The organism is Nonomuraea gerenzanensis (assembly GCF_020215645.1).
Lineage (GTDB): Bacteria > Actinomycetota > Actinomycetes > Streptosporangiales > Streptosporangiaceae > Nonomuraea > Nonomuraea gerenzanensis.
This window is the reverse complement of sequence record NZ_CP084058.1, coordinates 10,981,633-11,008,497: the sequence shown is the minus strand read 5'-3', so window position 1 is coordinate 11,008,497 and position 26,865 is coordinate 10,981,633. Positions and strand designations below refer to the sequence as shown.

The 26,865-nt window shown below is 63.0% G+C and carries 25 protein-coding genes; 16 read left to right on the top strand and 9 right to left on the bottom strand.

The features are described from left to right. Positions 1 to 16 precede the first annotated feature (16 nt). Genes dndB through dndE form a run of 4 tightly spaced genes read left to right on the top strand, consistent with a single transcriptional unit; the run spans position 17 to position 5,012 of the window. Positions 17 to 1,150 carry a DNA sulfur modification protein DndB gene (gene dndB / locus LCN96_RS51215; RefSeq protein ID WP_225269636.1) on the top strand — a complete coding sequence of 378 codons (1,134 nt, stop codon included), beginning with the start codon at positions 17 to 19 and terminating at the stop codon, positions 1,148 to 1,150. Next, positions 1,147 to 2,670 (top strand): DNA phosphorothioation system sulfurtransferase DndC, encoded by a 1,524-nt coding sequence (gene dndC, locus LCN96_RS51210; protein ID WP_225269635.1) that lies wholly within the window; start codon positions 1,147 to 1,149, stop codon positions 2,668 to 2,670. Before dndB ends, dndC begins: the two co-directional genes overlap by 4 nt. Continuing rightward, positions 2,657 to 4,645: a DNA sulfur modification protein DndD gene (dndD, locus tag LCN96_RS51205; RefSeq protein WP_225269634.1), complete on the top strand. Its 1,989-nt coding sequence runs from the start codon at positions 2,657 to 2,659 to the stop codon at positions 4,643 to 4,645. Before dndC ends, dndD begins: the two co-directional genes overlap by 14 nt. Then, positions 4,635 to 5,012 carry a DNA sulfur modification protein DndE gene (gene dndE, locus LCN96_RS51200; RefSeq protein WP_225269633.1) on the top strand — a complete coding sequence of 126 codons (378 nt, stop codon included), beginning with the start codon at positions 4,635 to 4,637 and terminating at the stop codon, positions 5,010 to 5,012. Before dndD ends, dndE begins: the two co-directional genes overlap by 11 nt. Before the next feature lie 171 nt (positions 5,013 to 5,183). Here dndE and LCN96_RS51195 read toward each other — a convergent pair whose 3' ends face one another. From LCN96_RS51195 to LCN96_RS51175, 5 genes are all read right to left on the bottom strand, one after another. Beyond that, positions 5,184 to 6,005, bottom strand: coding sequence for a PIN-like domain-containing protein (locus LCN96_RS51195; protein WP_225269632.1), 822 nt, complete (start codon positions 6,003 to 6,005; stop codon positions 5,184 to 5,186). Further along, positions 5,992 to 7,608, bottom strand: coding sequence for a DUF262 domain-containing protein (locus LCN96_RS51190; RefSeq protein WP_225269631.1), 1,617 nt, complete (start codon positions 7,606 to 7,608; stop codon positions 5,992 to 5,994). The genes LCN96_RS51195 and LCN96_RS51190 overlap by 14 nt, the downstream gene beginning before the upstream one ends. 841 nt (positions 7,609 to 8,449) lie before the next feature. Continuing rightward, complete coding sequence (locus LCN96_RS51185; protein WP_225269630.1) at positions 8,450 to 9,226, bottom strand: AAA family ATPase; 777 nt, start codon at positions 9,224 to 9,226, stop codon at positions 8,450 to 8,452. An 83-nt stretch (positions 9,227 to 9,309) separates the two neighbouring features. Beyond that, positions 9,310 to 9,783 (bottom strand): NUDIX hydrolase, encoded by a 474-nt coding sequence (locus LCN96_RS51180; RefSeq protein WP_225269629.1) that lies wholly within the window; start codon positions 9,781 to 9,783, stop codon positions 9,310 to 9,312. A gap of 56 nt (positions 9,784 to 9,839) precedes the next feature. Then, positions 9,840 to 10,106 (bottom strand): GntR family transcriptional regulator, encoded by a 267-nt coding sequence (locus LCN96_RS51175; RefSeq protein WP_225269628.1) that lies wholly within the window; start codon positions 10,104 to 10,106, stop codon positions 9,840 to 9,842. Positions 10,107 to 10,408: 302 nt separating this feature from the next. Between LCN96_RS51175 and LCN96_RS51170 the strand changes: the two genes are divergently transcribed. Together LCN96_RS51170 and LCN96_RS51165 are read left to right on the top strand one after the other, a co-directional pair. After that, positions 10,409 to 10,696 (top strand): hypothetical protein, encoded by a 288-nt coding sequence (locus LCN96_RS51170; protein WP_225269627.1) that lies wholly within the window; start codon positions 10,409 to 10,411, stop codon positions 10,694 to 10,696. A gap of 191 nt (positions 10,697 to 10,887) precedes the next feature. Further along, positions 10,888 to 12,102 carry a helix-turn-helix domain-containing protein gene (locus LCN96_RS51165; protein ID WP_225269626.1) on the top strand — a complete coding sequence of 405 codons (1,215 nt, stop codon included), beginning with the start codon at positions 10,888 to 10,890 and terminating at the stop codon, positions 12,100 to 12,102. Between the two features lie 188 nt (positions 12,103 to 12,290). Here the strand turns inward: LCN96_RS51165 and LCN96_RS51160 are convergent, their stop codons facing one another. Further along, a complete protein-coding gene (locus tag LCN96_RS51160; protein WP_080044968.1) occupies positions 12,291 to 12,674 on the bottom strand; it encodes a GntR family transcriptional regulator in 384 nt (127 codons plus the stop codon). 144 nt (positions 12,675 to 12,818) lie between these two features. Between LCN96_RS51160 and LCN96_RS51155 the strand changes: the two genes are divergently transcribed. The 8 genes from LCN96_RS51155 to LCN96_RS51120 all read left to right on the top strand — a co-directional run bounded on the left by LCN96_RS51155 (position 12,819) and on the right by LCN96_RS51120 (position 18,817). After that, positions 12,819 to 13,151, top strand: coding sequence for an SCO3933 family regulatory protein (locus tag LCN96_RS51155; RefSeq protein ID WP_225269625.1), 333 nt, complete (start codon positions 12,819 to 12,821; stop codon positions 13,149 to 13,151). After that, positions 13,144 to 14,514, top strand: coding sequence for an FtsK/SpoIIIE domain-containing protein (locus LCN96_RS51150; RefSeq protein ID WP_225269624.1), 1,371 nt, complete (start codon positions 13,144 to 13,146; stop codon positions 14,512 to 14,514). The genes LCN96_RS51155 and LCN96_RS51150 overlap by 8 nt, the downstream gene beginning before the upstream one ends. 4 nt (positions 14,515 to 14,518) lie before the next feature. Beyond that, a complete protein-coding gene (locus LCN96_RS51145) occupies positions 14,519 to 15,193 on the top strand; it encodes a DUF2637 domain-containing protein (RefSeq protein WP_225269623.1) in 675 nt (224 codons plus the stop codon). Continuing rightward, positions 15,190 to 15,519, top strand: coding sequence for a hypothetical protein (locus LCN96_RS51140; RefSeq protein WP_225269622.1), 330 nt, complete (start codon positions 15,190 to 15,192; stop codon positions 15,517 to 15,519). Before LCN96_RS51145 ends, LCN96_RS51140 begins: the two co-directional genes overlap by 4 nt. A 12-nt stretch (positions 15,520 to 15,531) precedes the next feature. Continuing rightward, on the top strand, positions 15,532 to 15,693 hold the full coding sequence (locus tag LCN96_RS51135; protein WP_155129025.1) for a hypothetical protein: 162 nt from the start codon (positions 15,532 to 15,534) through the stop codon (positions 15,691 to 15,693). Between the two features lie 243 nt (positions 15,694 to 15,936). Beyond that, positions 15,937 to 17,268 carry a replication initiator gene (locus tag LCN96_RS51130; RefSeq protein WP_225269621.1) on the top strand — a complete coding sequence of 444 codons (1,332 nt, stop codon included), beginning with the start codon at positions 15,937 to 15,939 and terminating at the stop codon, positions 17,266 to 17,268. Continuing rightward, positions 17,265 to 17,456: a helix-turn-helix transcriptional regulator gene (locus tag LCN96_RS51125; protein WP_080044974.1), complete on the top strand. Its 192-nt coding sequence runs from the start codon at positions 17,265 to 17,267 to the stop codon at positions 17,454 to 17,456. The genes LCN96_RS51130 and LCN96_RS51125 overlap by 4 nt, the downstream gene beginning before the upstream one ends. After that, a complete protein-coding gene (locus LCN96_RS51120; RefSeq protein WP_225269620.1) occupies positions 17,453 to 18,817 on the top strand; it encodes a tyrosine-type recombinase/integrase in 1,365 nt (454 codons plus the stop codon). The genes LCN96_RS51125 and LCN96_RS51120 overlap by 4 nt, the downstream gene beginning before the upstream one ends. Before the next feature lie 794 nt (positions 18,818 to 19,611). Here LCN96_RS51120 and LCN96_RS51115 read toward each other — a convergent pair. After that, a complete protein-coding gene (locus LCN96_RS51115) occupies positions 19,612 to 20,424 on the bottom strand; it encodes a carbohydrate kinase family protein (protein WP_225269619.1) in 813 nt (270 codons plus the stop codon). Next, entirely contained in the window at positions 20,417 to 23,851 is a 3,435-nt protein-coding gene (locus LCN96_RS51110; RefSeq protein WP_225269618.1) for an ADP-ribosylglycohydrolase family protein, read from the bottom strand. The genes LCN96_RS51115 and LCN96_RS51110 overlap by 8 nt, the downstream gene beginning before the upstream one ends. A gap of 298 nt (positions 23,852 to 24,149) precedes the next feature. Between LCN96_RS51110 and LCN96_RS51105 the strand changes: the two genes are divergently transcribed. Together LCN96_RS51105 and LCN96_RS51100 are read left to right on the top strand one after the other, a co-directional pair. Then, the gene (locus tag LCN96_RS51105; RefSeq protein ID WP_225269617.1) at positions 24,150 to 25,910 is read left to right on the top strand and encodes a hypothetical protein; all 1,761 of its coding nucleotides are present in this window, start codon (positions 24,150 to 24,152) and stop codon (positions 25,908 to 25,910) included. Between the two features lie 2 nt (positions 25,911 to 25,912). Beyond that, the gene (locus tag LCN96_RS51100) at positions 25,913 to 26,206 is read left to right on the top strand and encodes a WXG100 family type VII secretion target (RefSeq protein WP_225269616.1); all 294 of its coding nucleotides are present in this window, start codon (positions 25,913 to 25,915) and stop codon (positions 26,204 to 26,206) included. A gap of 6 nt (positions 26,207 to 26,212) precedes the next feature. Here LCN96_RS51100 and LCN96_RS51095 read toward each other — a convergent pair whose 3' ends face one another. Further along, positions 26,213 to 26,674: a hypothetical protein gene (locus LCN96_RS51095; RefSeq protein ID WP_225269615.1), complete on the bottom strand. Its 462-nt coding sequence runs from the start codon at positions 26,672 to 26,674 to the stop codon at positions 26,213 to 26,215. Positions 26,675 to 26,865 lie beyond the last annotated feature (191 nt).

Genomic DNA, 26,865 nt, shown 5'->3' with positions numbered 1-26,865 from the left:
CGGTACCGTGGACCTTGTGGGAGCACACGCGCTGACACAGCAAGGCGGAGACGCCACAACTGCAGGCTTCGAGTACACCTTCCCAGCCATCCGCGGTGTGCAGGCAGGGCGCGAGTACTACGCATCCATGTGTCCCTTGCGTCTCATTCCCAAGATCTTCTTGTTCGATGAGGACGAGCTGGCGCCGGAGGTTCGGGCGCAGCGAGTCCTGAACAGGGGACGAGTTCCAGCGCTCGCGCGGTACATCTTGGATAACCCTGACGATTACGTCTTTTCTGCGCTAACCGCCTCCGTTGATGGCGCCATACGCTTCGTGGGGGTCGCGGATCAAGGGCCGGGTTTGCGTGTCGGTCAGCTGCACATCCCGATGGCATCGCGCTTTTTGATCAACGATGGCCAGCACCGGCGTGCAGCGATCGAGGCGGCGCTCAAAGAGAACCCATCGCTCGGCGATGAAACCATCGCTGTCGTCTTCTTCCACGACGCGGGTCTTGAGCGCAGCCAGCAGATGTTCGCTGACCTGAACCGACATGCCGTTCGGCCGGCCCGTTCCATAGGCGTTCTCTACGACCATCGGGATGAGCTCTCGCAGCTGACACGGCTGCTTGCGCTGAAGTGCCCGGTGTTCCGCAACTTCGTAGAGATGGAGAGCAGCAACCTTTCAGCCAGGTCGCGCAAGCTCTTCACGCTTAGCGCGCTGTACTCGGCGATGAGCGCCCTTCTTCAGGGGCTGGAGCTGACCAATGGCAAGGATGGGGAGCGCCTGTCGTGGGGCTACTGGGAAGCCATAGATGATCTCATGCCGGACTGGGGAGAGGTGCGGAGACGATCTTTGTCCGCCTCCGAGGTGCGCAAGCAGTACCTGCATACGCATGGGATCGCGCTCCATGCGCTAGGGCTGCTCGGGAACACGCTGCTTCGCGATTCCCTTGATCCAGAGGAGTGGAAGCCGCGGCTGACACCGCTTCGGGACGTGGATTGGTCACGGACCAATCCTGACTGGGAGGGGCGTGCGATTATCGGTGGCCGTGTGTCCAAGAATCATCAGAACGTCGTACTTACCGTGAATTACCTGCGCAAGCAGCTCGGTCTCGAACTGACTGCCGATGAGCAGCAGGCAGAAGACGCCTACCAGCGAGGAGAGCGATGAGCACCCCGACGCGCAGTGCAGTCATGTTGAACACTCCCACTCGACGAGCCGTGCCCTTTGAGACTCAAGGCGGCCTCGCCGCGGTGGTGAGCGGACTAACTGCAGAGATCCGTGAGCTCTATCTGGCCGATCAGGTTCCTTGGGTCGTAGGTTATAGCGGAGGCAAAGATTCCACCGCGGTGCTTCAACTCGTGTGGCTGGCACTACAGGGCCTAGAGCCCGACCAGCGCACCAAGCCGGTCTATGTCATCAGCACGGATACCCTAGTTGAGAACCCGGTCGTGGCTGCTTGGGTGACCCAATCGCTGGAAACTATGCGTAGGGCGGCAGAGAAGCAGCAGCTTCCGATCGAGCCGAATCGACTGGTGCCCGATGTGAAAGACACCTTCTGGGTTGGCCTGATCGGCAAGGGATACCCAGCTCCTAAGCCGAAGTTTCGCTGGTGCACCGAACGCTTGAAGATCAAGCCTTCCAATTCGTTTATCCGCCGAGTCGTGCATGATCACGGCGAGGCGATCTTGGTCTTGGGCATCCGCAAAGCCGAGAGCCAGGCACGGGCCCGGGTGATGGAGCGCCACGAGAAGCGCCGTGTCCGAGACCGTCTCTCGCCCAATGGCAATCTTCCCAACTCCCTTGTCTACAGCCCCGTCGAGGCATGGAGCAACGACGAGGTCTGGACGTTCTTGATGCAGCAGCCTAACCCCTGGGGACACCCGAATAAGGACCTCCTCACCATGTATCAGGGGGCCTCGAGCGACGGAGAATGCCCACTTGTGGTGGATAACACCACGCCGTCCTGTGGTGACAGCCGGTTCGGCTGTTGGACGTGCACGCTCGTTGATAAGGACAAGTCCATGTCGGCGATGATCCAGAACGACGAGGAGAAGGAGTGGATGCTTCCGCTCCTGGAGCTACGAGACGAGCTCGACGCTCCCGATGACAGCCACTTGCGCGACTTTCGGAAGATGAACGGCACGATCCAACTCTTCCACGACCGCAACGTTCCTGGACCGTACACCCAGAAAGCCCGTGAGGAGTGGCTTCGTAAACTTCTCAATGCGCAGACCTGGATTCGGAAGAACGCTCCAGAGCATGTGCGGGACATCGAGCTGATCACCATGAATGAGCTGCATGAGATCCGACGCATCTGGGTCTTCGAGAAGCATGAGGTCGAGGATTCGCTGCCCCAGATCTACAAGCAGGAGACGGGCGAGGAGTTCCCCGGCGGTCCACTCGACCAGCACCTCGCAGTAGCGATGGATGAGGTAGAGCTGCTTCGTGAGGTCTGTGAAGGAGATGAGCTGCACTTTGAGACGATGCGTGAGCTCCTCGCGGTCGAGCGACAATTCCGCACAATGACTCGTCGATCAGGTCTCTTTGAAGCACTTGAGAAGGCGATTAAGAGGGGCTACTACACGGATGAGAAGGACGCGGTTGAGCTAGCCAAGCGCAATCAGCAGAACAAGATCGCCCCTGCCCTTCTCGGCCTGGATGAAGAGATCACCGATGCTCCTGCATGAGATCACTCTTGAGAACTTCGGAGCGTACCGCGGTAAGCAGGTTCTCTCTCTGAATCCCAAGCCTGGCAAGCCCATCATCCTGATCGGCGGCCTCAACGGCTGCGGGAAGACGACGCTGCTGGATGCAATCCAACTCGCATTGTACGGCTCCCGGGCACGGTGCAGTGGTAGAGGGAATCGCTCCTACGACGCGTTCCTTCGCGACAGTGTAAATCGCCAAGCCATGCCGAAGCAGGCAGGCGTGAAGCTCTGGTTCTCGACCACAATTGAAGGGGAGCAACGTCATTACCGCATTGAGCGAACCTGGTCCATCACGGGAAAGACTCTCCGCGAGTCGCTAGCGATCTTCGTCAACGGTGAACATGATAAGACCGTCAGCGAAACATGGGCGAACTATGTAGAGGATCTTCTACCGCTGGAAGTCGCCTCTCTCTTCTTTTTCGATGGCGAGAAGATCGAATCGCTCGCGGATCCTGAACGGGCCGCTCCGGTGATCGAGTCGGCGGTTCAATCGCTCCTAGGTGTCAGTACAGTCGAACAGCTGCGCACCGATCTGCTTGCCCTTCAACGCCGCCAAAAGGTGGGCAGAGAGGACAAGGCTGCACTCGACGTGATCCACGCTATCGAAGCGCAGCTTGAGGAGAACGAGGTGGCCAGAGCAGATGCTTATCAGCGAGTCGCTTCGGCGAAGGCTGGTCTGCTACACGGGAAGAAGGAACTAAAGGCCATCGACGCCGCGTTTGCAAAGGAAGGCGGAGACTTGTTCCGCCGCCGTGCCGAGCTTGAAGCGCGGAGTGCGCACGTGAAAAACCGGCTTGAAGCCGTGACTGCGACTCTCGCTAACACAGTCGCCGCAGGACCGCTACCACTTCTCCTCCTCAAGGGCCAGCTGGAGGCACTGCGAGTGCAGGTAGCTCGAGAGGAAGATGCGGTGCGAGCGGAGCAGCTACTCGACGCTCTACACAGGCGGGACAAGGAGATTCTCTCGCTATTGGGCAGCAGCATACCGGAAGCCCAATTTGAGCAGATCGCGCAGTTCATGGAAGAGGACCGTGCTCAGCGCGCCGGCGACGCAAGCCTTCCTAGGGTGATCCAGATGTCGGCGACAGGTATTCAGCAGCTTGGCTCTCTCGACCAAGTTGCTGAGACTGAATCTCAACGTGCGGAAGAGCTGCTCAATGAGTCGGGGGAACTCAGAGCACAGCTCGATGGGCTAGATCGACAGTTGGCTGGCGTTCCAGAAGAAGACGCTATCGCGGACTTGATCGCCCGACAGGACAAGGTCCGTCGGCGCGTGGACGATCTAGAGAGGGAACTGCGCGCAACAGAGGAGGCTTATGCTGCACGCGTCCGTGAACAGGCACAGCTGGAGGCGACCCGAGAGAAGGCTTATGCCAAACGAGCTAAGGGACTAGCCGAGATCGAGCATCGGTCCCGTGTGGTTTCTTACTCCAACCGCGCTCGTAACACCCTGGACAAGTTCGGAGAGCTCCTGCTGCAACGTCACATCAGTCGGTTGGAGGTAGCTGTACTAGACAGTTTCAACCGGCTAATGCGCAAGGATGGCTTGGTCAAAGATCTGCGTATCGACACTGGCAAGTTTACTTTGACCTTGGTTGGTGCGGACGGTGAGGACCTTAACCCGGCCCGTCTGAGCGCTGGCGAGCGTCAGCTCCTAGCGGTATCCCTCCTCTGGGGCCTAGCTCGTGTAGCGGGCAACAGGCTCCCGAGCGTTATCGATACACCGTTGGGCCGGCTAGATAGTCGACACCGGCAGAATCTTGTTGAACGCTACTTCCCTCAAGCGAGCCATCAAGTGCTTCTGCTGTCGACAGACGAAGAGATCGATGATGAGTTGTTGAAGCGCCTTATCCCGTCGATAGCCCAGACATACACCTTGGTTCATAACGACACGACGTTTACAACAACGATCGAACGCGGATACGGATGGGGGAAGACTCGGTATGTCGCTTGATACAATTCGATTGTCTCAGCCAGCAAAGGATCAGCTGATCAAGCTTAAAAGGATCACAGGGATAAAGCACTGGAACGTTTTGTGTCGCTGGGCACTAGCTATATCGTTGCAGGACGAGACCCCTCCGCTAGTACGAGATATTGTTACTGATTCCAACATTGAGATGTCTTGGCGAACTTTCGCTGGCCCCTATGGCGACATCTACATGGCCTTGATTAAATTCCGATGTCTACGTGATGGCAGTGAACCCACCGAAGATGCCTGCCTGAAGACTCTCGTCACACACTTGCATCGCGGCATCGGCTACCTTGCAGGACGACGCGACCTATCATCCGTGGATGATCTAATAAAAGTTGCTCTTGTTTAGCCTTGCGTGTTGACTATGTAATCTGTCTTTCCACCGTTTAGCTAGAACGAGACCTCTTTCGAGTAGCGAGAAAGTGGTGCGTGCGCCATTTGGAATGAATCATTTGGCCCGAGCTAGCTGATTTACTCTACCTCGCACTATAAAGGCAGCAAATCTCGATCCTTCAGGCCGTCATTGTGAATAGAACTTTCCGACCCTTGTCGAGAAAGTCTTCAATTCCCAGACACTGAATGGAACAGAAAAGAGAGACTGGACCTCTGCGGTCAGGACCGGATGTGGGACTCCAGAGGTACTCCAGTCCTTCTTCGTGTCGTTCGTTAATAACACAATATGTTCGAAGTCTTGCACCTCCTTTTTCTGCTTGCATACAAGTAGCCCGAAGAGGAAATCCGCCCAAACGAAGAAGTCGCCGTCACCTGTATCCTCAAATCCGGGGGGCGTCCTCGTTAACTTCCGCAGGCGGGCTTGATTCGTGAAGCGTGATCTTGGAACGGAACTACAGTGCGCGTGCTCTTGAAGAAGCTCCAGCATTTTCATGACTCGGGTCAATATCTGTTCTTGATATGTATAGCCAAACTGGCTATCGAACGAAGTCATTAACGACTTGAACCGTTCTTCGAACTCGCCATAATTTGAGTCGACCTTACTCACGTAGCTTGAGAGCTCAGAGAATTTTGTCGCAATCTGCTTGCTGAATTTGAGCGTCGCCTGCCGATTATTCCAGAACTCCTGGACGGCTTGCCCTGGCAAGACGAGCGGAGCAGGGTGCGTAGTTAAATAGTCGAGGATATCGGCTCCACGCGGGTCTTCTGTTAGGCGCAAGAACACACTCGAATCAATCCCGAACGCAATCTTTGTAAGATCGTTCGGAGGATCTACCGGGACGTTTATAGCGCCCGCCAGCGCGCTAAGCGGATCGACAACGGCCTGACGATCGAGGACTTGCTCCAGAAGCTTGAGTTCGTTCTCGTACACGCCTTCAGCACCAGACATCAGCTGCAGCCTCTGCAAGGATAGAGCTAACTTCCTGCACGGAGTCCGGAGTCCACGAAGAGTACTCCTGCAGAGGTGAGGTTATCTCACCATCGACGGCTTGACTTAGCAAGTGCTGTCGCACGCCTTCCCAAGAATTAGCTCCGCGAGGACGTCTATCGATGTTAACTAGGATCGTGTTTCCGACAGTTGAGCCCAAGGATGCTATATAATCATCACTGAATTCAGACCAATTGGGGACGGACTGGCGCGGGCGCAGATATTGAAGTGTTCCGATCGGCTTCGGAGTTATCGAGCTGCAAACGATTGATCTTCTAATAAAGGTTAGAACGTCTCGGTTGTAACTGCGGCGCCCAAGTACGGATATGAAGTCACGTCGAGGGTGATCTAGATCCCGGAGGATATCGATGCCAGGATGCCAGGAACCGTATTGGTAAACTGCGTGTGCAGCCTCTGCAAACTTCCTCTCGACACTGCTAGCCCCAAGATTTCCTACGATTATTCTCTTAACGATGAGGCGCAGTACTTGCTGCATCCCGAGAACCGCGTCGTCGGTGCCACTGATGGCCAAGAGTAGAGGCCGGACTGCAGATACTCTTAGTTCGTTCAGTGCAGCAAATATGCCCAAGGCGTCAGCTTCTGCCGGACCGTCCAGTGTTGGGTCTATCATCTGCAGATAAAGTGGAAGATTTGTTTGAAGCTGCTCCATCAGCTTGTCAATTGACATCTCCTTGGCTAGGGCGAACTCTCCTCTACGGGCTATGTAGTTGTAGAGATCCTTCGGTAGGACATAGCCAGCGCTCAAGTTTATGACATGCCGGATGTACTGCACAAAGTTTTGGCCGCCTAGCTGCTGAAACTGCCCCGAAGTCTGATGCCATTGTGCGTATCGAGCTTCACGCATGGTGGCGGGTGTTTCGCGTAGTACAAAATTTTTCAGAAGGTCCGCAGTGGTCAGCTGCCGGCCACGAGTATTGACTACTTCGAACACGCTGTAAGCGGCAGCCTCATCAGGATGCTCAAAAACCGCGACATAGAGCTGCTCGTTGATGAATTCAGCCCATGCGCCAAGTTGACGGAAACCCTCATGGCCACCTTCCTGCCTTAGCCTGTCACGCAAATATTGATAGGCGCTCCAGAGGTGCTCTGCTGATGACCCTTTCGATAGGAGATCACTATCAACGCGATCATGGTCTACGATGGATTGGAGGGCTTCGTCTGCTTTAGTATCGGTAAGAATAATGCGTGGAACCATTTCATCTGTCGAATAGTCCATCGACCTCAACAGATTGGAGTAGATCCTGTCCGCGAGCGCTTTGCGTCCAATTGATACAGCAGCATGTCGCAGCGCTGCCGCCAAAAGCGTTAGTGTGAGCAGCCGTTGTTGGCCGTCGACGACCTGCTTCCGCTTCTCTTCGCCAGTAAGAATGATCAGCCCGAGAAAATATGGCCCTTGTTCGACGGCGTGAGATATATCATTCCAGAATTCTGCGACCTCGGCGTCGTCCCATGCATAGTCACGCTGATATGCAGGGATTTGAAAGGTGGCACCGGCAAGTAGGCTACCTGCGGTTGTGGCAGAGGCGTTCAGCGGTGCGCGCACTTTGCTCCACTCTCATGGTTCGCCGAGCAGGCTCGTAGTGTCAGTGGCATTGCCATCGTGCCGCTGATCATCTTGCTTCGCAAGCCTAGTGTCGTGGGTGCCCTCGTGTACCCTCCATGGAGTGGCATCTGCCGAGCTGGATGTGCTCGTAGCTGGAGCAGGCGAAGGAAGAGGTAGGTGTCGATGTGCTGGCTGCGCGGACCGGCTTGGTGATCCGTTGGGTCATCGCTGATTCGTGACAGCAACGCGGCCGTGCAGGTCGCGTGGATAGCATCTGCCCTGTTCTGCAGGGCGTATGAGGGGCTACAGCCAGTGGCACCACAAGGGGGATCGCCTGCACCGTTATCCTGGCAGGCCCTGAACCGACAGCTTGCCCGATCGACAATGGACGGATCAACTGTGCCGGCCCGGGTATGCCTTGCTTGCTTCGGGCTCGACTGAGTTTCGCCGGTTCATGCTCATAGCCTGGGGATCAGTTATCGACGCCCGCGGGTCCGACGCGCTCGGCTAGCCCTGTTGTTCAGTGGCAAGGACCGACAAAGTCGGTCTGCGGCAGCCGATCGCCCCAGCCCAGGATATGAGTGCCGAAGTGAGCGATCGTCACGGCGCTCAGTGCTTCTCCCGTGTGCCTGGACACGCGGTGGCGGTGCGTGCCCGGACCGGCCGCAGAGCCGCAGCCGGGCACGCAGACCGCCCGGCGGGCCGCGCTGCGGGCCGCCCTTGAAACCGTAGAGAAAAGTCTCATCCAGGCGGCGAGCTTTGTGATCATGGTCTGTACCTGCGCTCTTGCTGGTCCCAAGGAAGCTCGGTTGATGCTTGACGCCTTGCTGAGGTTCGTCGCTCAGGGCAGCTCCAGTCCCGCGAGGATCCGGTTCAGCTTCTTGCGTGCTTGGTGGACGAGAGCGATTGCGGTGCCGAGCCGATTGTCGACGACGACGTGGGCGGTGGAGGGGTGAGTCTCGGTGTTGAGGGTGTCGGCGTACGCCTCCCAGTTCTGGAGCTTCCACGCATCGCGCGGGTCGCCGCGGAGTTCGATGTGCTTGCGCATGGATGCGGCGTCGCATCGCACCCACACCACCGCCACGTCGACGCCCCCGGCGGCGCAGCGATTGATCAGGTGAGACACCCAGTTGGGGTCGGCCAGCTCGGCGATGAACGGAGCCGACAGGATCGCGGAGGTCCCCGCGCTCAGGTTGTCGAAGGCGGTCTCCATCATGCAGCGGTACTCCAACGGTCGCACCTCGCGCAGGTACAGCTCCGTGTGCCGGTCGTCAGGGTCGCCGCCGAGAGAGGCAAGGAGCCGCTCGACCAGAGGGCGGGTCAAGGTGTCCTTGTCGAGGAGGGGCCAGCCAGTGAGATAGGAGAGGAACCGGGAGAACTCGGTCTTGCCCGATCCGGCGTAGCCGGCGACGAGTGTGAGGGTTGGCTTCGAGCTGCCGCGGCCCTGGTGGCGTCGCCACGCGTCAATGACACCGTTGAGGAGTATGTCCGCCTCGGCCTTGGCTGGGTGGCCTGTGACTTCGAGCAGGGTGTGTTCGATCAGCTGGTCGGCTGCGTTGTCGTCCGAAGGGTCGGCGGGCGACGGCAGACCTGGGAGGCTGGCTTCCGATGCGGTCATTTCACCTGAGAGCGGTGTACGGAGGCCAAGGGGCGGTGGCTGGTCGTCGCGGTTGCAGCTGCGTGCCATCGACTGCGCCCGGTTCAGCCGATGTGGGGACAGTTGCCCTGCAGGAAGTGGCCTATTCTCAGCCGCATGGAGCGGTGCATGTCGTAGGTGTCGAGTTCGTCCGGCATCACCCAGCGCACCTCTCGGGATTCTGGGCTCGGAGTCGGCTCGCCGCTCACGGGTCGCGCCGTAAGGACGAGAGAGAACTCCTGGCGGACCTCGTCGTTGCCGGTGTGGTGAATGACGTGGCCGGGGTTGCTGTATGTGCCGACCAGCCCCGTGATCTCGCAGGTGATCCCGGTCTCTTCGAGGGTCTCGCGGATGGCGGCCTGAGGGATGGACTCGCCGAGGTCGATGGCGCCACCGGGTAGGGCCCAGTTGTTGTTGTCGGAGCGGCGGATGAGCAGCAGCTCGCCGGCCTCGTTGGTGACGACGACATTCACGGAAGGAACGAGGCTGTTGGCGGCTGGCGCTCTCGGGTCGTTGTAGTAGTCGATCCGCTGGCTCACGTCCCCGGAGCCTACTCCGCGGAGGCGCTCTCCTTGAGGACGTTGGCGTTCTTGCTCTACTCGGCCTCGCTGCCGGTTTTGACGAAGCTGCCCAGGTTGGGGACGGTGTAGATCTTGCCCGCGCTTCTGAGGCGTTCCATGGCCTTGCGTATGGTGGGGCGGGCGACTCCGAACTCTTCCATGAGCTTGACCTCGGAGATCTTGAACTTGGGCCCCCACTCGCCCGAGTCGATGCGCTGGTTCAGGACTTCGAGGATCTGCTCCCAACGGGAACGGTCCTCGTCGAACTCCCAGGTGCGCGTGTGCTCGACATATCTGGCCACAGTATGAGAGTAGGAGGGCGTTTCACGGCCCTTCACGTCGGATCCTGGAGCTTCATGAAGTTCCATGGAGTAGACAGGGGGTTACAGGCTTGCTAGCTTGGAGATATGGCGTTGGTGAGTGCTGGTCCAGTGCCCCGCCGGGTGGGGCTTCGCGGCTGTGCTCCGGCCTGCCGCTCCGAGAGTGCGCACGCCGCGACTGGAGATGGCTCCTCGCTCACCAACGCCTGTTCATCGATCACGGTCTCCATGAGTGCCGCCGGCGCTCTGTTGGTGATCGCTCTTCATGAAGGACGGTGAGCCCTGTGGCAGATGACGACGACTTTCACGGCACGCACCCCGCCTCGCCGCGGCCGGACGCGGTGCCGGTCAGCTGGGCCGAGGTTGAAGACCGCCCGCTTCCGGCGCGCGTCCGGGGCTACACCTGCGAATGCCTGTCGATGGTCTTCGAGGACTGCCGGGCCGGCGGGCAGGGCTTCATTCGGCGGTACGACCGGTCGGTCTCTCCGTGGCTCATCGCCGAGAGCCCGCGCATCAAGGTCAGTGCCGCCGAGACGCTGTGGCGACAGCTCATCAACGGCGAAGCGAGGTGAGGACGCGCCGAACCTCGTAGGCCACGCACACGTAGCGTCACAATCTGAGACTGATCTGTGACGAGCGTTTCCGCAGGTCGAAGGCCGACCTGCGGTTTCGCATGCCCGCCGACTGGCAGTTTTTCTGCCAGTGACGCAGGTCGCCCGTCTTATCGTCGAAGCAAGCGACGGCGAGAGGGAGGGGCTCGGACGTGGCAACAGAGTACGCGACGCAGGGCCAGCGGATCGCGCGGGCGCGTCACCGCAAGGGGTGGGATCAGGCCACCCTCGCTGAGAAGGTCGGCCGGTCCGTCTCCTGGCTGTCGAAAGTGGAGAACGGGCGGCTGCCGCTGGACCGCATGAGTGTGGTCGGGCAACTCGCCGAGGTGCTCGGGGTGGAGGTCGCCGAGCTCACCGGCCAGCCATACCAGCACGAGACGACGGAACTCGACTCCGGCCACGCGGCGGTGCCGGCGCTCCGGCTCGCGCTTCAACAGGCTTCGCTGCCCAGCGGGGTTCTGCTCGGGAGGGCAAGAGAACCTCGGCCGCTGCAGGAGCTGGAGGCGAACGTGCGCCTCGCCGAGCAGCTGCGCCAGGACGCCAGGTTCACCGCTTTGGGCGAGGTGCTGCCCGGCATCCTCACTGACCTGATCGCCGTTACCAACGACTCGTCAGCCGATCGTGAACGGGCCGAGGCGCTGATGCTGCGGGCCTGCCACATGGCGCGGGTGTCGTCCAACCTACTAGGGCATCATGACCTGGGCTGGACAGCCGTGCAGCGTGAGCTTGTCGCCGCACAACGGGTCGGTGCCCCGGATCTGGTCGCAGCCGCAAGTTGGGACCTCTGTGGTGTATGGCTGCACGAAGCGCAGCTTGACCCGGCCAAGGACGCGGCCCTGTCGGCGATCGACCAGATCGAACCCCACGTAGGCGCGAGCGACACGATCAAGGCGATGTGGGGCGCTCTGCACCTGCGGGCCGCGGTGGCGTACTCGCGGCTGTGGGACCAGCGAGAGTCCGAGGGCCACCTGGAGGAGGCTCGCAGGGTCGCCGAGGTGCTGCCGCGGGACGGCAACGTCTTCCAGACGCAGTTCAACCGGGTGAACACCACGATTCACGCGGTAGAGGTGAGCATGGAGCTGGGCCGGCCCCGCGAGGTCATCTCCCGGGCCGAACACGTCGAAGTCGCCCAGATCGCCTCGTCCGAACGCCAGGCCCACTACTGGACCTGCACCGCGGCGGGCTACCACATGAACAGGAAGGACAACCAAGCGGCAGACGCTCTGCTTCGTGCCGACCGGATCGCGCCTCAGCACGTCCGGAACCGTCCACTGGTCCGCAACATCGTGCGCGACCTGAGGGACAGCGGCAACCTGCATCGTCAGCGCGAGATTCTCAATCTCGCCAAGGCGATGCGGCTGCTGTGAGCACGGAAGACGGAGGGCTGTCCGCGCAATGGCTCCCCACCTGTCAGGTAACCCGGGGGCGCTTCGGCGTCCTGCCTACACAATGGGGTGGTACGTGGGTCTCAGTGAGATCGAACGACAGATCCTGCTACGTGAGCTGGCGGAGATCACGGTCGACCTGGCCGAACTCCAGCGGCGCACCGAGAGGATCACTTCTCGGCTTGATCAGGACGAGTCCGGGCGTCTAGCTCGTCCAGCCTGACTGTCAGCTTCTGCATGTGCTGACGGATCTCGCTCAGCTGCTCGGAGATGATGCGGAACTCTTCGCTGTGCTCGCCGGGAGTCGGGCCGGCGGTCTCGTCGTCGGGGGTCCGGCTGACGAAGCTGCCGGCTCCCTGGCGGGTCTCGATGAGTCCTTCGTCGCGTAGGACGGCTAGGGCGTTGCCGATCGTCATCATGGCAACGCCGTACCGTTCGGCCAGCTCGCGGGCCACGGGGAGGCGCTCGCCGACCGCGTAGCGGCCCGATGCGATGTCGCGCCGGATGTCCTCGGCGATTCGCAGGTACGGCCGGCGTCGGTCGGTGGATGCCATGACCCAACTTTAGCCTTTCTAGATGCCTAGGTCTCTGGGCAACCTGTAAGCAATCTCGATCCGAGTCAGCTATCTTGGTTTACAAAGCTAGATACCTAGGTATCTTGTTAAGTAGAACACTGCCTCTGAAGGAGACCAGCTCTCGTGCGTACCATCCCGATTCCTGTCGACACGTCCAAGCTCGTCATCACCTGCGTGAAGGCGCCCAAGCCGCGCCTGCTCAACAAGGACACCGGAGAGATCAAGACCGACAAGCACGGCAACACCGTCTACGAAGTCACCGTCTCGGTCGAGGACGAGTTCGGCCGGATCGAGCTCGTCAAGATCGGCACCTCGGGGGAGCCCCCGATCAGCGCCGGTCAGCAGGTCAACCCGACCGGCCTGGTCGGGTACGTCTGGGAGATCGCCGGCCGGTGGGGCATCTCCTACCGCGCCGCCGCGCTCCTACCGATGGGCACGGAGCCGCTCCGTGTCTGACACCACGCTCATCATGCTCGGAGTCCTGGCCGCTTCGGCGGCCGGGCTCTGGGCCTGGCGCCGCTGGCATTTCCCGTCGTTCTGGCTCGTGGTGGCCTTCCCGTTCGTCGCGATCAGCGTACGGGCCAGCTGGCGCAAGGTCGCACTCGGCTGCAACCTCACCAAGAAGCGGCAGCGCTTCTGGTTCACCACCGTCCCCGGCCTGGTCGCCTCGACCGGCGTCGTCCGCGTCCGGCGCAAGTGGCAGCGCATCGCCGTGGACACCAAGCCGTTCATGTGGCTGCCCAAGCCCACCCGCTACGGCTGGCGGGTCACCCTGCACACTCTTGAGGGCCAGATTCCCGCCGACTACTCCGACGCCGCCGAACGGCTCGCCCACTCCTGGGGCATCCACGCGGTCCGCGTCTCGTCCCCTCGTCCCGGACGGGTCGTTCTGTCCGCCACCGTCCGCGATCCACTCGTCCGGGTCGAGAACTTGCCGACCTCGCCCGAACTGCTCAAGGTCATCGTCGGACGCCTGGAGACTGGCGGCCCCTGGATCATCGACTTCAAGACCGTCCCGCACTACATCAACGCCGGAGCCACACAGTCAGGCAAGTCCAACCTCGCCAACGCCCTGGTCCAAGGACTCGCGCCACAGCCGGTCGCGCTGGTCGGCTTCGACCTCAAGGGCGGCGTGGAGTTCACCCCGTACAGTCCTCGCCTCTCGGCGCTGGGCACCACACGAAGTGAATGCACCGCGTTGCTCGATGACCTCGTTGGTCTGATGACCGCCCGCATGGCCCTGTGCCGTGAGGCCGGCGCCCGCAACATCTGGCAACTCCCGGACGAGCAGCGGCCCGTGCCTGTCGTCGTCCTGGTCGATGAGTTGGCTGAGCTGTACCTGATGGCCGACAAGAGCGAGAAGGACGAGATCGCCAAGACCTCGACGGCGCTCCTCCGGGTGGCGCAGCTCGGGCGAGCTTTCGGCATCTACCTGTTCTGCTGCGGCCAACGCATCGGCTCCGACCTCGGCCCCGGCGTCACCGCCCTCCGCGCCCAGTGCTCCGGCCGCATCTGCCACCGCGTCAACGACCCCGAGACCGCCACCATGACCCTCGGCGACCTCGATCCCGCCGCCCTCGCCTCGGCTCGCGCCATCCCCGCCGAGACGCCGGGCGTCGCGATCGTCGCCTCCCAGGACGGCCAGTGGTACCGCGCCCGTTCCTTCTACGTCAGCGAGCAGGCCGCCGAACTCGCCGCCACCACCTACACCGACCGAACGCCCACCTGGGCGGACATCGTCGCCGGCCACACCACCTCACCGACCGACGCCGACCTCGCCGAGTTCCTCGACTCCATCCCGGACCCGCGGAAGGCCTGATCCGATGCGACGCCTCGCCCACTGGCTGATGGACACCGGCCCCGTCCTCGTCCTGGCCCTCATCGCCGGAGCTGGGTCCTTCACCCACATCCGCGACACCGCCAGCGAACACGGACAGTCCGGCTGGATGGCCTGGGCGATCGCCGTCTGCATCGACCTCACCTGCGTCATGGCCGCCCGCGAGCGGCAGCGCGACAAGAAGACCGGGCGCCAGCGGCGCGGTCCGATGTCCTGGCCGGTCCTCGTCCTGACCGGCGGCATCGTCCTCTCCCTGGCTGCCAACCTGCAACAAGCCGACCCGACCGTCTGGGGCTGGATCACCGCGGCGACTCCGGCAGCGGCTTTCCTCGTCGCAGTCTCCATGCTCGAACGCCGGACGTCGGGCCCTCGTCCCACCTCATTCCCGGAAGCATCGTTGAGTCCTCAGCCCGATGAACCGCCCACCGTTCCCGCCAACGATCGTCCCGCTCTCGCCCCGGCTGTGGACGTGGATCGGCCTGGACCTTCTCCTGCGCTTGTCGACTACGCCCGCCGAGTGGCCGACGAACACCACGCCAGGCACAGCAAGCCCATCACCCGCGACGTCCTCCGCGCCCGCCTGGGCGTCTCCGAGCAACTCGCATCCGACCTGCTCAGCATCTGTGGAACGTTCCAGAATCACGAAAGGCAATCGCCATGAACAACGACCGAAACGCCCTCATCGCCGGCCTGATCGCCCTGGCCGGCTTCCTCAAGGCCAACCCGCAAGTACCCACCTCCATAGCACCCGTCATCATCCGCGGCTTTCCCGCCAACGACACCGACGAACAGATGCGCGCCGAGGTCGACAAGGTCGCCGCCCTGCTCGGTACGGACATCGACCGCGACCACCTCCCGCACGGCCACTACATGACCAGCATCTCCTTCGGACCGGTCACCTACGAGTTCACCGCCATCCTCGCCGCCGCCCGTGCCCACCACGCCGCCGTGGACAGCTACCGCGACTGCATCCAGACCGACATCTAGGAGGTACGCGCCATGCGCATCCGCATCGAGGGCAACCGCGCCGAACTCACCCTCGGCATGATCCACCTACGCCAGAACTTCACGGTCACGTCCATGTCGCGGGCCTTCCCCGCCAGGAACCGACCGCGCCACTACCGCATCTACCTCACGATCACGCCGCGCGAGAGCCACTGATCGTGACGTCAGAAGAGATTGCACCCGGCTGCTGCTGCACCTGCAACGGCTCGGGCCTCGACGGCGACGGCGACACCTGCCGTGACTGCCACGGCACCGGAATCGACAACCACGGCGCATAGCCGAGATCCCCTCACCTGGCCACACAACCGCCAAGTTCCGCGCCAGGTGAGGGGTCATCCCACCCAGAGCACATCCGGACAGGACGGATCCATCTTGCACCACCCACACGCCATAGCCGGGATGATCTCCCGACTTCATGACCCCGACTACAACCGCTGGGCCCACCAGATCAAGCGGACCGGCGGCTGCCGACAGCCCATTCACCTACGCGGCAAGGTCGAGCACTACGACCAGACCACCGGCCACCTGCTGCACCGGTACAGCACCACCACCGAACCCAACGGCGTCCTTCGCGTGCCGTGCAAGACGCGCCGCGCCTCGCGCTGCCCGGCCTGCGCCGAGGTGTACCGCGCCGATACGTACCAACTCGTCCGCGCCGGCCTCGTCGGCGGCAAGGGCGTGCCCGAGACGGTCACCTCACACCCGTGTCTGTTCGTGACGCTCACCGCGCCGTCCTTCGGCGTCGTCCACGCGCGGCGGGAGAAGAACGGAAAGGTCCTGCCGTGCCATGCCCGCCGCGACGCCGAGGTCTGCCCGCACGGGCGGACGATGTCCTGCACCGACCGGCACAGTGCCGACGATCCGCGACTCGGTGAACCGCTGTGCCCCGACTGCTACGACTACGACGGCTCGGTCCTGTTCAACGCCATCAGCCCTGAGCTGTGGCGGCGCTTCAACCTCGCCCTCCGTCGCCGCTTCGCCAGGCTCAACGGCCTGACCGTCAAGGCGCTGCGCGAGCACGTCAGCATCGCGTTCGCCAAGGTCGCCGAGTACCAGCGCCGTGGCGTCGTCCACTTCCACGCCGTCATCCGCCTCGACGGCCCGGACGGACCCGACACGCCACCACCGACATGGGCCACGGCAGACACACTCGCCCAAGCCGTCCAGCACGCGGCTGCCGCAGTGACGGCAGAGATCAAGCCTCTGCGCCGTGCCTTCCGCTGGGGCACGCAGCTCGACACCCGCCAGATCACCATGACCGGGGACCTCACCGACCAAGCCGTAGCCGCCTACATCGCCAAGTACGCCACGAAGGCGGCGGAGTGCGTCGGCACCCTGGACCGGCGGATCCAACCCCTCGACAACCTGAACGTTCTTCCGGTGCGCGAGCACGCCCGCCGGCTGATCGCCGCCTGCCTGCGCCTCGGCGGCCAACCCGCCCTGGCCGACCTCCGGCTCATCCATTGGGCCCACATGCTCGGCTTCCGCGGCCACTTTTCCACCAAGAGCCGCCGCTACTCCACCACCCTCGGCGCGCTCCGCGCCGCCCGCGAAGAACACATGCGCGCCGAAGAGATCTCCACCGGGCGGCTCCCTCTGTTCGAGGAGGACACCGTCCTGGTCATCGCCCACTGGGAGTACGCCGGACAGGGCCTCTCCTTGGGCGAACAGCTCCTGGCCGCAGCCATAACCGGCGTCCGCCTGCCGCAGCTGGTCGGTGATCCTCAATGAGCAGAAGCGACGAGCTGCTGACCGTTCCTCAGGTCCTCGACGAACTGGGCGGAGTCTCCCGCCGCACCTTCTACCGCTGGCGCGAACTCGGCCGTGCGCCGGTCTGCGTGCAACTGCCCAACCTCGAACTCCGCGTCTGGCGGAGCGACCTCATCGCCTGGCTCGACTCTCGACGGGAGGCCGCATGAACACCACCTACGACGTGAAGTTCAGTCAGGTCCAGCAGCGCTCGAACCGCGGAATGCCCGTCTACGTCGCCCGCTGGAGGGTCGCGGGCAAGGAGAAGTCCAAGAGCTTCCGAACCAAGGGCCTGGCCAACGCCTTCATGTCCGACCTCCGGCAGGCGGCCAAGGCGGGGGAGGAGTTCGACGTAGCCACCGGCCTGCCGGTGTCGATGCTGGCGCCCGAGGCCACTGGACCGTCCTTCCTGGAGTTCGCACAGGCGTACGTCTTGCGCCGCTGGAACATGTCCGCGGCACGCACCCGAGAGACGGACGCGTACGCGCTCCTATCGCTGATCCCTGCCCTCGTAGCCGACGCACCGCGCCGCCCTTCAGCAGATCACCTGCGAGAGGTCCTCCGAGTTCATGCGTTGCTGCCGGAGAAGCGGCGTACGGACCTGACCCCGACACAGGCATCGGTTCTGAGCTGGTTGGAAAGGGCGTCGCTGCCACTGACGGCCCTGGGGGAGGCACATGTACTTCGCGCGGCGCTCGCCGCGATCTCAGTCACCTTCGCAGGCGAGCCGGCCGGAGCCAACACGGTCCGACGTAAGCGCGCCGTACTGCATCACCTGCTGGAGCACGCGGTGGAGCAGAAGGTCTTCAGCAGTAACCCGCTGGACGAGATCAAATGGACAGTGCCCAAGGCGGTGACGGCGGTCGACCCGCGCACCGTGGTCAACCCAGCTCAGGCCAAGCAACTCCTCGACGCCATCCCCAAGGTCGGACGCAACCGCGGCCCCCGGCTCAAGGCGCTGTTCGCCTGCATCTACTACGCCGCGCTTCGGCCGGAAGAAGCGGCCGATCTCAGGCAGAGGAACTGCACCCTGCCGGAATCGGGCTGGGGCCTGATCGTCCTGGAGAAGGCGCGGCCCCAAGGGACGAAGCGCTGGACCAATTCCGGTGAGACCCACGAGTCGCGCAGCCTGAAGCACCGCGCCGACAAGGAGACACGAGAGATCCCCATCCCGCCCGTCCTGGTCGCCATACTTCGCGAGCACATCGCCACGTTCGGCACCGCCGAGGACGGCAGGATCTTCGCCACGGGGACGGGCGGGACCTATTCCAGCTCGGCGCACTCCTACGTCTGGCAGGAAGCTCGCAAGCTCGCCCTCACTCCGGCCCAGATCGCCTCATCGCTCGCCGCCCGACCGTACGACCTCCGCCACGCGGCGGTCTCGCTCTGGCTGAATGCCGGCGTGCCAGCCGTCGAAGTTGCCAAGCGGGCGGGGCACAGCGTGGACGTCCTGCTTCGGGTCTACGCCAAGTGCATGGACGGCCAGCAAGAACAGATCAATAGCAAGATCAACAGCGCTCTTGATGAATAAGTCCAGGTTATTCACCTCCGGCCCCGGTCTTCCGGGGCCTTTTCACATCGTGCTGCTCGACATGCCGCGTCGTTCCGCTCCAGGGATGGCACGCTGCGTCACCCTGGCATGAACAAGCAGCGAGAGGGGGCTCATGCACAAAGACCACAACTCGACCCCGTCAACCCGACTGCTGAGACGACCACCGTACGGAATGCCCATCCGTCCTCGCATGAGGCACGATGCGGCGAACTCCCTCGACTGGCGTAAATACTCTCTTCCGGCCGCTCCCCATAGATCATCTCCGCGAGGTTGGCGTCGCGCCGCCAAGCTGCTGCTTGGGGTCGGCTTCTCGACTTGCGTCGTATTCTCCGCCTGGTCCGTCATCAACAGCCCGCTCAGCTCATCTGGCCTTGGCGCTGTTCCGACGCCCACGACGCCGATCGCGGCTGTGCCGTCGCTGCCGGCCCCCTCGACGCCGACGCCTTCGCCGACGTTCAGCGCGCGCTCACCCGCGAAGTCCCGGCCGAGTTCTAAGCAGCCGAAGAACAGAGCGGTCTCATCGTCCAGAAGGCGGGAGCGAGGAGATGTCCGTTCTGTGTCGTCTCGGCCAGACCGTCGAGACGTGGTGCCGCGACCAGTGCGGCCAAGGCGAACACCAGAAGTCAGACGAGCCGTGCCGAAGGTCGACACTGGGAAACGGGAAGGGTCATTGATCGCCATGAAATGCGATGAACTCTTCCCGCCTTCTGTCCCTGCGGTCCGGATCCAGAATTAAGCATGCCACCGCTTGTACGGATGATCCGAGGGCCACGTCACGCCTGTGGCTTCTGCTCGCTCGTCCATGGTGGAGTCTCGATGGGTACGGATGACTTCACTTGTACGGTGGCGGCGGCCCAGGCAAGTCCAAGCTGCACTCCCTCGACGAGAGGTTGTTCTCTGCCGATCGCCCAGAGCAGGCCGGCGGCGAAGGCGTCTCCGGCGCCGGTTGCGTCCACGACATCGGCGGAGATGGCCGGGAAATGGTAGGCGTCGTCTGCTGAATGCACGGTGACGCCCTTGGCGCCCTCGGTGACAATCGCGGTGGTGTCCTTCGGGATGACGGTGAAGTCATTTCGAGATCCGATCAGATACCGCATCGTCGGGACCGTGCCGGGCGGGACGCTTGTAACCAAAGCTCCTGCGGCGGCCATGGCCTGGGCTGCGGGGGTGAAGACGTCGCGCCAGGCGGCGAAGTAGACGATGTCACCCGGCCCCACCGCCGCGGCGGGAATGGCGATGTCGTGCAGCAGATCAGGGTGGATGCCGATAATGGTGCGCTCACCGTTAGGTTCGATCAGCAGTACCACGGAAGATGTGCGTCCGTTCAGGACCTGTACGTGATCGGCGTTTACCCCGGCTGCGGTCAGCGCCGTCGTCATTCTCTGGCCGGCGGCATCCGCTCCCACGTAACCCACCATGTGCACACGGGCGCCGGCCTCGCTGAGCGCGGTGGCGACGTTCGCGCCGGTACCTCCGGGACGCTCGGTGCTCTCGACGGCCTGGACGAAGTGGCCGCTGGCGGGGAGATGGTCGACGTACAGGGCGAGGTCCCAGGCGATGGGCCCGATGATCCAGAAGTCAGGCATACATGACCTGTCGCGTAGCACGAAGCCCCTGCGCGAGCGTGTCCAGCGACGTGGGGAGAGCGACTTGCGGCTTCCAGGGGATGTCCACCGTGTCTTGGCGGCAGCTCAAGATGCCTCCGACGATTGCAGCCACGGTGTCAGTGTCCCCACCGAGACTGACCGCGTACCGCATGGCGCCAACCGGGTTCTCGTGGAGGCGGAGCACATGTAGGACTGCTCCCAACGTGTCCATGACGTCCAGTGACACGCCACTTGGACTCGGTTCCCACCCCTCGACGCTGGGGATGCCGAAGTGATCAAGTTCCTCGGCAGCGATCGTGATCAAGTCCTGAGCGGCGCAGCCTTCGAGTGCCCAAGAACCCATGGCGGCTACCGCGCTGGCGGTGGCGATGGCTCTCGCGTCGGCGTGGGTGGTCTTGGTCATACGCTCGACCAGCGCATGGCGATGCTGAACGTTGGTGGCAGGTACGGCCCAGCCGATGGGCAGGACGCGCATCATCGCGCCGTTGGTTCCTCCGCCGTCCGCAGTGAGGGAACCGGTCGCCTCGAACCTTGCCACCGCGCGTCGCGTGGTGGGGCCGGCGCCGCGCATGGTGGGCAGCGCCGTGGCGAGGGCGGTCAGGAAGGCACGTTCTGAGCCGCCCGTGCTGATTAGGTTCTCGGCGAGAAGGATGAGCTGTTCGGTGTCGTCCGAGGTGCTGCCGGTCGGCCATTCCCCGCGGGTGGCCAAGGTGTCCGTGAGTGTGATGTCCTGCGGCGGCTTCCCTTCCCACGGCACGCCCAGAGCGTCACCACAACAAAACCCGATGAGGCCATTCAGAATCCGCTCCGCGGACGGGATCCCCTGGTCAGGGAACAACTGATCAAGTACGCCGAACCCTCCCTGAGCAGCGAGACGTCGGCCGTGGTCGGCGTGGTGGATGCGCTCGCGACCCTCCGTGAGGCGTGCGAGCGAGAGTCGAGCAGATGCTATGTCGTATGGAGTGCCGTGGTGCTCAAACTCGCTCAGTGCCTGCTCAGTCAGTCGCCGCGCACTCGCGTGGTCGCGGTTGGCCTGGTGGACGTCGGCTTCGCTGTGCGTGACCTTCGCCGCCAGCAGGCCGTCTCCGAGATCTCTGGCCATACGGCCTGCTTCCGCCAGGCTGTGAGCGGCCTCTTTGAGCAGGCCGAGGCCACACTGCGCCTTGCCAATTCCATGGAGGGACTGGGCGACTCCGCGGGCGTCCTCCGACGCTTTGCGGATCGTGAGCGCCTTGTTCTGACTGTCCAAGGCGGTGCGCCAAGAGCCTGTGGCTTCGGCGATCAGTGCGGCATCCTGCAGAAGCCCTGCGTAGAGCGCTTGATCCCTCAGCTGGATAGGGCGGGCAGCAACTTCGTGTAGTGCCTGGTTGATGAGTGTGTTCGCCCGGTCGACGTTGCCGGAGAAGTATTCGATCTCGCCGAGGAGCTTGCGCCAAGGCGCCTGGTCGGCCGTGCTCCGCATGCCTTCGGTGGCGTGTCGGCGTCCATCCGAGAAGCGCCCCTGGTAGAGCTCGATCTCGGCCAACCGGAACAGGAAGCCTTGCCGCGCGTCTCCTTCCGCGAGGGTCAGGGCCGCTTGGGCGAGGCGTTCGGCCTGCTCGAAGTCTCCTCGGCAAAAGGCCACTTCGGCGCGGACGAGCTCGGCATGCGCCGACCTTCGAGGTAGGTCGTTCAACAGGGCTTCAGCTTGGTCCCAGTGACCCAGCCCAAGGTAAGCGCGAGCAACCCGGTACAGGCAACGACCCCGATCCTCGTCACGGTCGATGCGAAGTTCGCCAAGCAACCCTGCGAGCGCGCGGCACCGGTCGAACCGGCCCGTGGCGAGGCTACGATCCATGAGCACCACCCAAGCCGCCACGCCCTGCGTCGAGCCGAGATGGCTCAGATGGTAGGCCGCCTCCATCTCCGCGGTGAACTCCTCGCGCTCGCCGTAGTACCTCGCCAGGACCTCATGCGCGTGGCGCAGCTCGGCCGGCCGGACGTTCTGCAGCGAACGACGCAGGATGTTGTGCATGGTGTAGGCACCGGTTCCGCCTGCTGTGCCTCCCCGCAACGGGGCGATGAAAGAGAAGGCCGTCAGTCTGCTGAACGCGCTGCGGTCGCAGGGAAAGTCCAGCTCCTGCCCCAGATGGCGGAAGGTCTCGGCCGTGAAGGCCCGACACGCGCTGACCGCGAGAATCCCGTACTCGGCTTCGGCGGGCGTCCATTGCAGCAACCGGTGAGCCAGGTCGCGTTCCTTGTCCACAAGACCGGTGAAGTCCGCGGGGCTGAGTCGAGAGCCGGCGGCGAGAGCGACGTCCGCGCACAGGCCTAGGAAGTACGGATGCACTTCGTCGGGGGCGGTGGAGGCATATTCGACCAGAGCCTTGCGCATGGGCGGATCGGCGATGCCGGCCATGCTCAGGTATTGGTGGGCGTCGATGGTGCTCAGGTGGCCGACCAGGTGCAGATCCAGATGCCGGTCGGAGATGGGGTACACGGGCGCTGTTGACCAGGGTGGTCGGGTGCGGCCCGCGAGGACGGCGATGATTCCGGCGCCCAGGTCGAGATGCCCCAACAGGCAGCGCAACCACTCGTCCCGCATCAGTTTGTCGGCGTGCAACAGGCTGTCCGGGTCTCCGATCGCCTCACCGAAAAACGCCTCGTGGGTGTCGAAGAGCAACACGATGCGGGGATGCTCGGCGACGGCGTCGTTCAGGTCCTTGGCGAACAGGCGGGGGAGCTCGTGCAGGAGGTCCGGCTCCGGGACGAGGGCGAGGATCTGCTCGGCGTCCTCCTGAGGGACGCGGCGCTTCATCCGGCCGCGGGTGAAGACCTTGTCCATCCGCACGTTGATCAGCTGAAACAACTGCTGCCCTACACGCAGGACCGGCAGCGTCATGATGGCGTCGGCGATGTCCAGCGCGATGCTGGCCTCTCCTCGCGGGAACAACTCGGGCACCCGGTGGGCTATGTCGAAGCCCAGCTTGTGCAGGTAGGTGATCGCCGCGAAATCGAAGCGGGGCGTCGCGATGCCATACCGGGCGAGTTGCCGTTTGAGCATGAACAACCCGGAGAACGCCTCCTGCGGCCGGTTCTCACCCGCCGGCCGCGCGCCGAAGTCGATCCTGGCCACGGGGACCTGCCGGCCATGCTCGGTCAGTCGCTCCAGCAGTTCGACGTCTGAGGCCGCCCGAATGGTGGCCCACTGGTCTGTACGCAGGCAGCAACGCTGTTCCAGGTGCCGCAGCAGCAGCGATTTGCCGTTCCCGCCGAGCCCGTGCAGGTAGAGGATCCGTTCGGTCGCGGGGTCCTCGTTGATGAGCGAGACGACGTGGCGGGTCAACTCGAAGCGATTCGCGAAGAGATCAAGCGAACGATCGGGAGCCACGACGGACTTGGCTGGGCCTTCCTCGAAGATCGGCACAGTCAGCCCTGCACAGACGCATATCGCATGTGATCCTCCAGCGAAGACGCGAATTGAGATGGCAAGAGGGTGCTTACAGCCGTACTTGGTTCTACACCGAGGCAACATATCCCTCCACCTTCTCAACCGAGAAGCGCAGGAGCCATGGAGAGTCACGCCGGGTCGCTCTCGTCAAGGCATTTGCGCCTGACCATATATCCGCGGTTCAAATGGTTAATGAGAATGCATAACGCGTTTACCTCGCGTATCGGGACGTGCTTGACTTCCGCCTTGTAAGCCACACCCTCTGGGAGGGTTCATGGGGGAGTTCGTCGGGATTGATCCCCTCGGGGCAGACAAGCTGATCCGCCAGATGGAGACGGGGAAGGACGTCCTCGGCAGAACACGGCCGGGACTCGAATCAGCGATCGCCGAAGCCGGTGCGGACTGGGCCGGCCGGGCGGGTGTCACCGCGATGCACCGGACCTGGTGGTTCTTCCACGAGTCGCAGCAGGACCTGAAATGGCGCGTCGACACCCTCAAGCGGATGGTGCCGACGCAGCAGAAGGGCATGCTGACCGCCACCATGCCCTTCAGCAACCAGACCGAGGCAGCACAGGCGGCCAAGAAGGACGCGGCGGCGATCACCAAGGCTCTCAAGCACCACGACGAGCACCTTTCCGGGCAGAGCTGGGCCGAGGTAGAGAAGGCCGCGGCGGCGCTCAAGGGACGCGTCGATGATCCCGCCTATGCTGCGGCACTGCTGGCAGCACTCGGCCCCACGGCCTTTCAGAAGCTGTTCCGCGACTGGATGAACAACCGAGCTGCCGCAGATCGCCGAGGCCTGATCCCGCAGGCCGCCCAACGAGCCGGCGACGGTCTGCCGGGCCTGCTCGCCAAAGCCTTCGCCAGCGCGGAAAGCTCCGGGCGGCTCAGGACCGAATGGCAGAAGATGGTCGAGACGGCGCCCTCGGACATTCTGACCGCCCTCGTCACCTTGGCTCCGCAGTCCAGCGCTTTCCTCACCAAGGTGGCGACCAACCTCCTGAACCGGCCGCCGAACTCCGACGCGTTCCCGACGGATCCCAACTGGAACCTGTACAACCTGGCCAGGGCCTTCGCGGCCAACCCTGAAGCGTTCCAGCGATTCCTGGCCGAGCACCCGAAGGAAGCGGCGACCATGCTCGACGCCTACACCATCCGCTCGACCGGCGTCCCTGCCTACGAACAAGCGCTGGCAGAGGCGCTGCACGGCGCTTTGAAGCCTGATTCGGGTACGGCCGAGGTGCGGGAACGGGCCTGGCTGAGTGTCATCAACAGCATTGGCGCTGACAACACGCTATGGGTCGGTGGCAGCCTCGGCACTTTCGCCAACTCGCCGGTCAGCCGAATGCTCGCCCAGAACATCAAGCCCATCCTCGATCACCTCGCGCGAGGGCAAGCTACGCGGAACTCGCCGAAGATGCCCCACCTGGCAGCGAGACCTCCGTGGGACAAGCTCGACCCTGCCGTAAGCGCGCGCTTCATGGGTGCATTGATGCAGGATTCGGCTGCGGCCGACACCCTCATGAAGGCGGCGAAGGAGTACACCAAGGAACTGGACATGGGCCGGTTCCATCCTTTCGACCCCGACAACTACAAGCAGGAAGCGCACGTCAACCTTGCTGAGCGAACGGGCGCGTTGGCGAACCTATTGCTGGCCGGCTCTACATATGCAGAGTGGAGCGACGACGAATACGCCGAACGCATCGCTGGATACATGCTCATGCCGGTGGATTACCTCGACCAGTACTTCCCGGTCGCCAGCAAGATCGTATCCACGGGAAAGGCCAAAGGGCTCGACGAGGTCAAAGACCTGCTGAAGGATATGATCACGGATTACCTCGACAAGAAGACACCGGATACGGCGGAGACGGTGGCCGGCAAGCTCATTGACGAGCAGATCGCGTGGCTGGATCGTTCGCTGAGAGAACACGGATTGCCTGCGATGACGACGTCCCAGCAGGCTCTCATGAGAGATGCGATGGAGGGCCGCGTACAAGGTGCCCTGCTGGATGCGCTGAAAAGAAGGGGTGGCTGACTATGCCGGTCAAGCACCAGTTGCTGCGTGAGGCGGGCGAGAAGGATGCGCTCGCGACGACCTTCACAAGGTATGCGAAGCATCTTGCTGACACGTTTGCTGGCATCCCGTCCAGCCAAGCCGAGGCCGAAGGGTCCTGGAAGGGGCCGGCGGCGGAGCGATACCTCGCACAGGGGGTTCAGCTCAGGCGAGAGATGAGCGAACTGGAAAACTCCTGCCTGGCTACTGCCGAGAACCTCCGTCATCGTGCCGAGGAGCTTCGCAAGGAGGCCGCGCAGGCACCTGATCCGATGTGACCTCGTTCATCCGCTGCTGGGATAGCATTCCGTCTTCCCGATGATCATGACGTTGGGCGTCGTGTCCTTCTGCGCCATGAGGACGAAGGTCAAGCGGGCCTGGGGATGGGTCATGACGGCGACGCTCACGTTGTCTTCCCAGAGATCGAGACTGTCCACGATCTCGGTATAGCCCTTACCTTCAAGATCACCTTTAAGCAGCCCGACCAGGCTGGGCGGGTTCTCTGCGGAGGGGTTCGCGAAGTTCCCCTTTGCTCGAAAGTAACGTTGTGCCTCGCCTTTCAGGCAGTTCGTGTTCAGGTCCTGGCCTGCTCGCTCCTGCGCCAGCCCTGTCAGGCCTGATGCGATGCCCGAAACCAGTGCGTCCCCATCGCTCACGAGTTGTCGGGCCGCTTCCGTCAGCGTTGGCCGCTCCGGTTCTCCCGAGCATGCGGTCAGGGCCGCGATGCAGAAAAGTAACGCGGCCACTACTCTCCAAGAGGCACCAGGGCGCACGCATGGGACCATATCTGAGGGGACTCCACTCGTACATCCGATTCGTCCCGGTCATAGCGAACTGCGATAAAGCGAGTCCGCAAGGCGCGACCCATGCCATGGCGGAAGCCGTGATGCTCCGCCGAAGTTCTATGCGGCGTCCACCGCTGCGGATCCGTAACCAT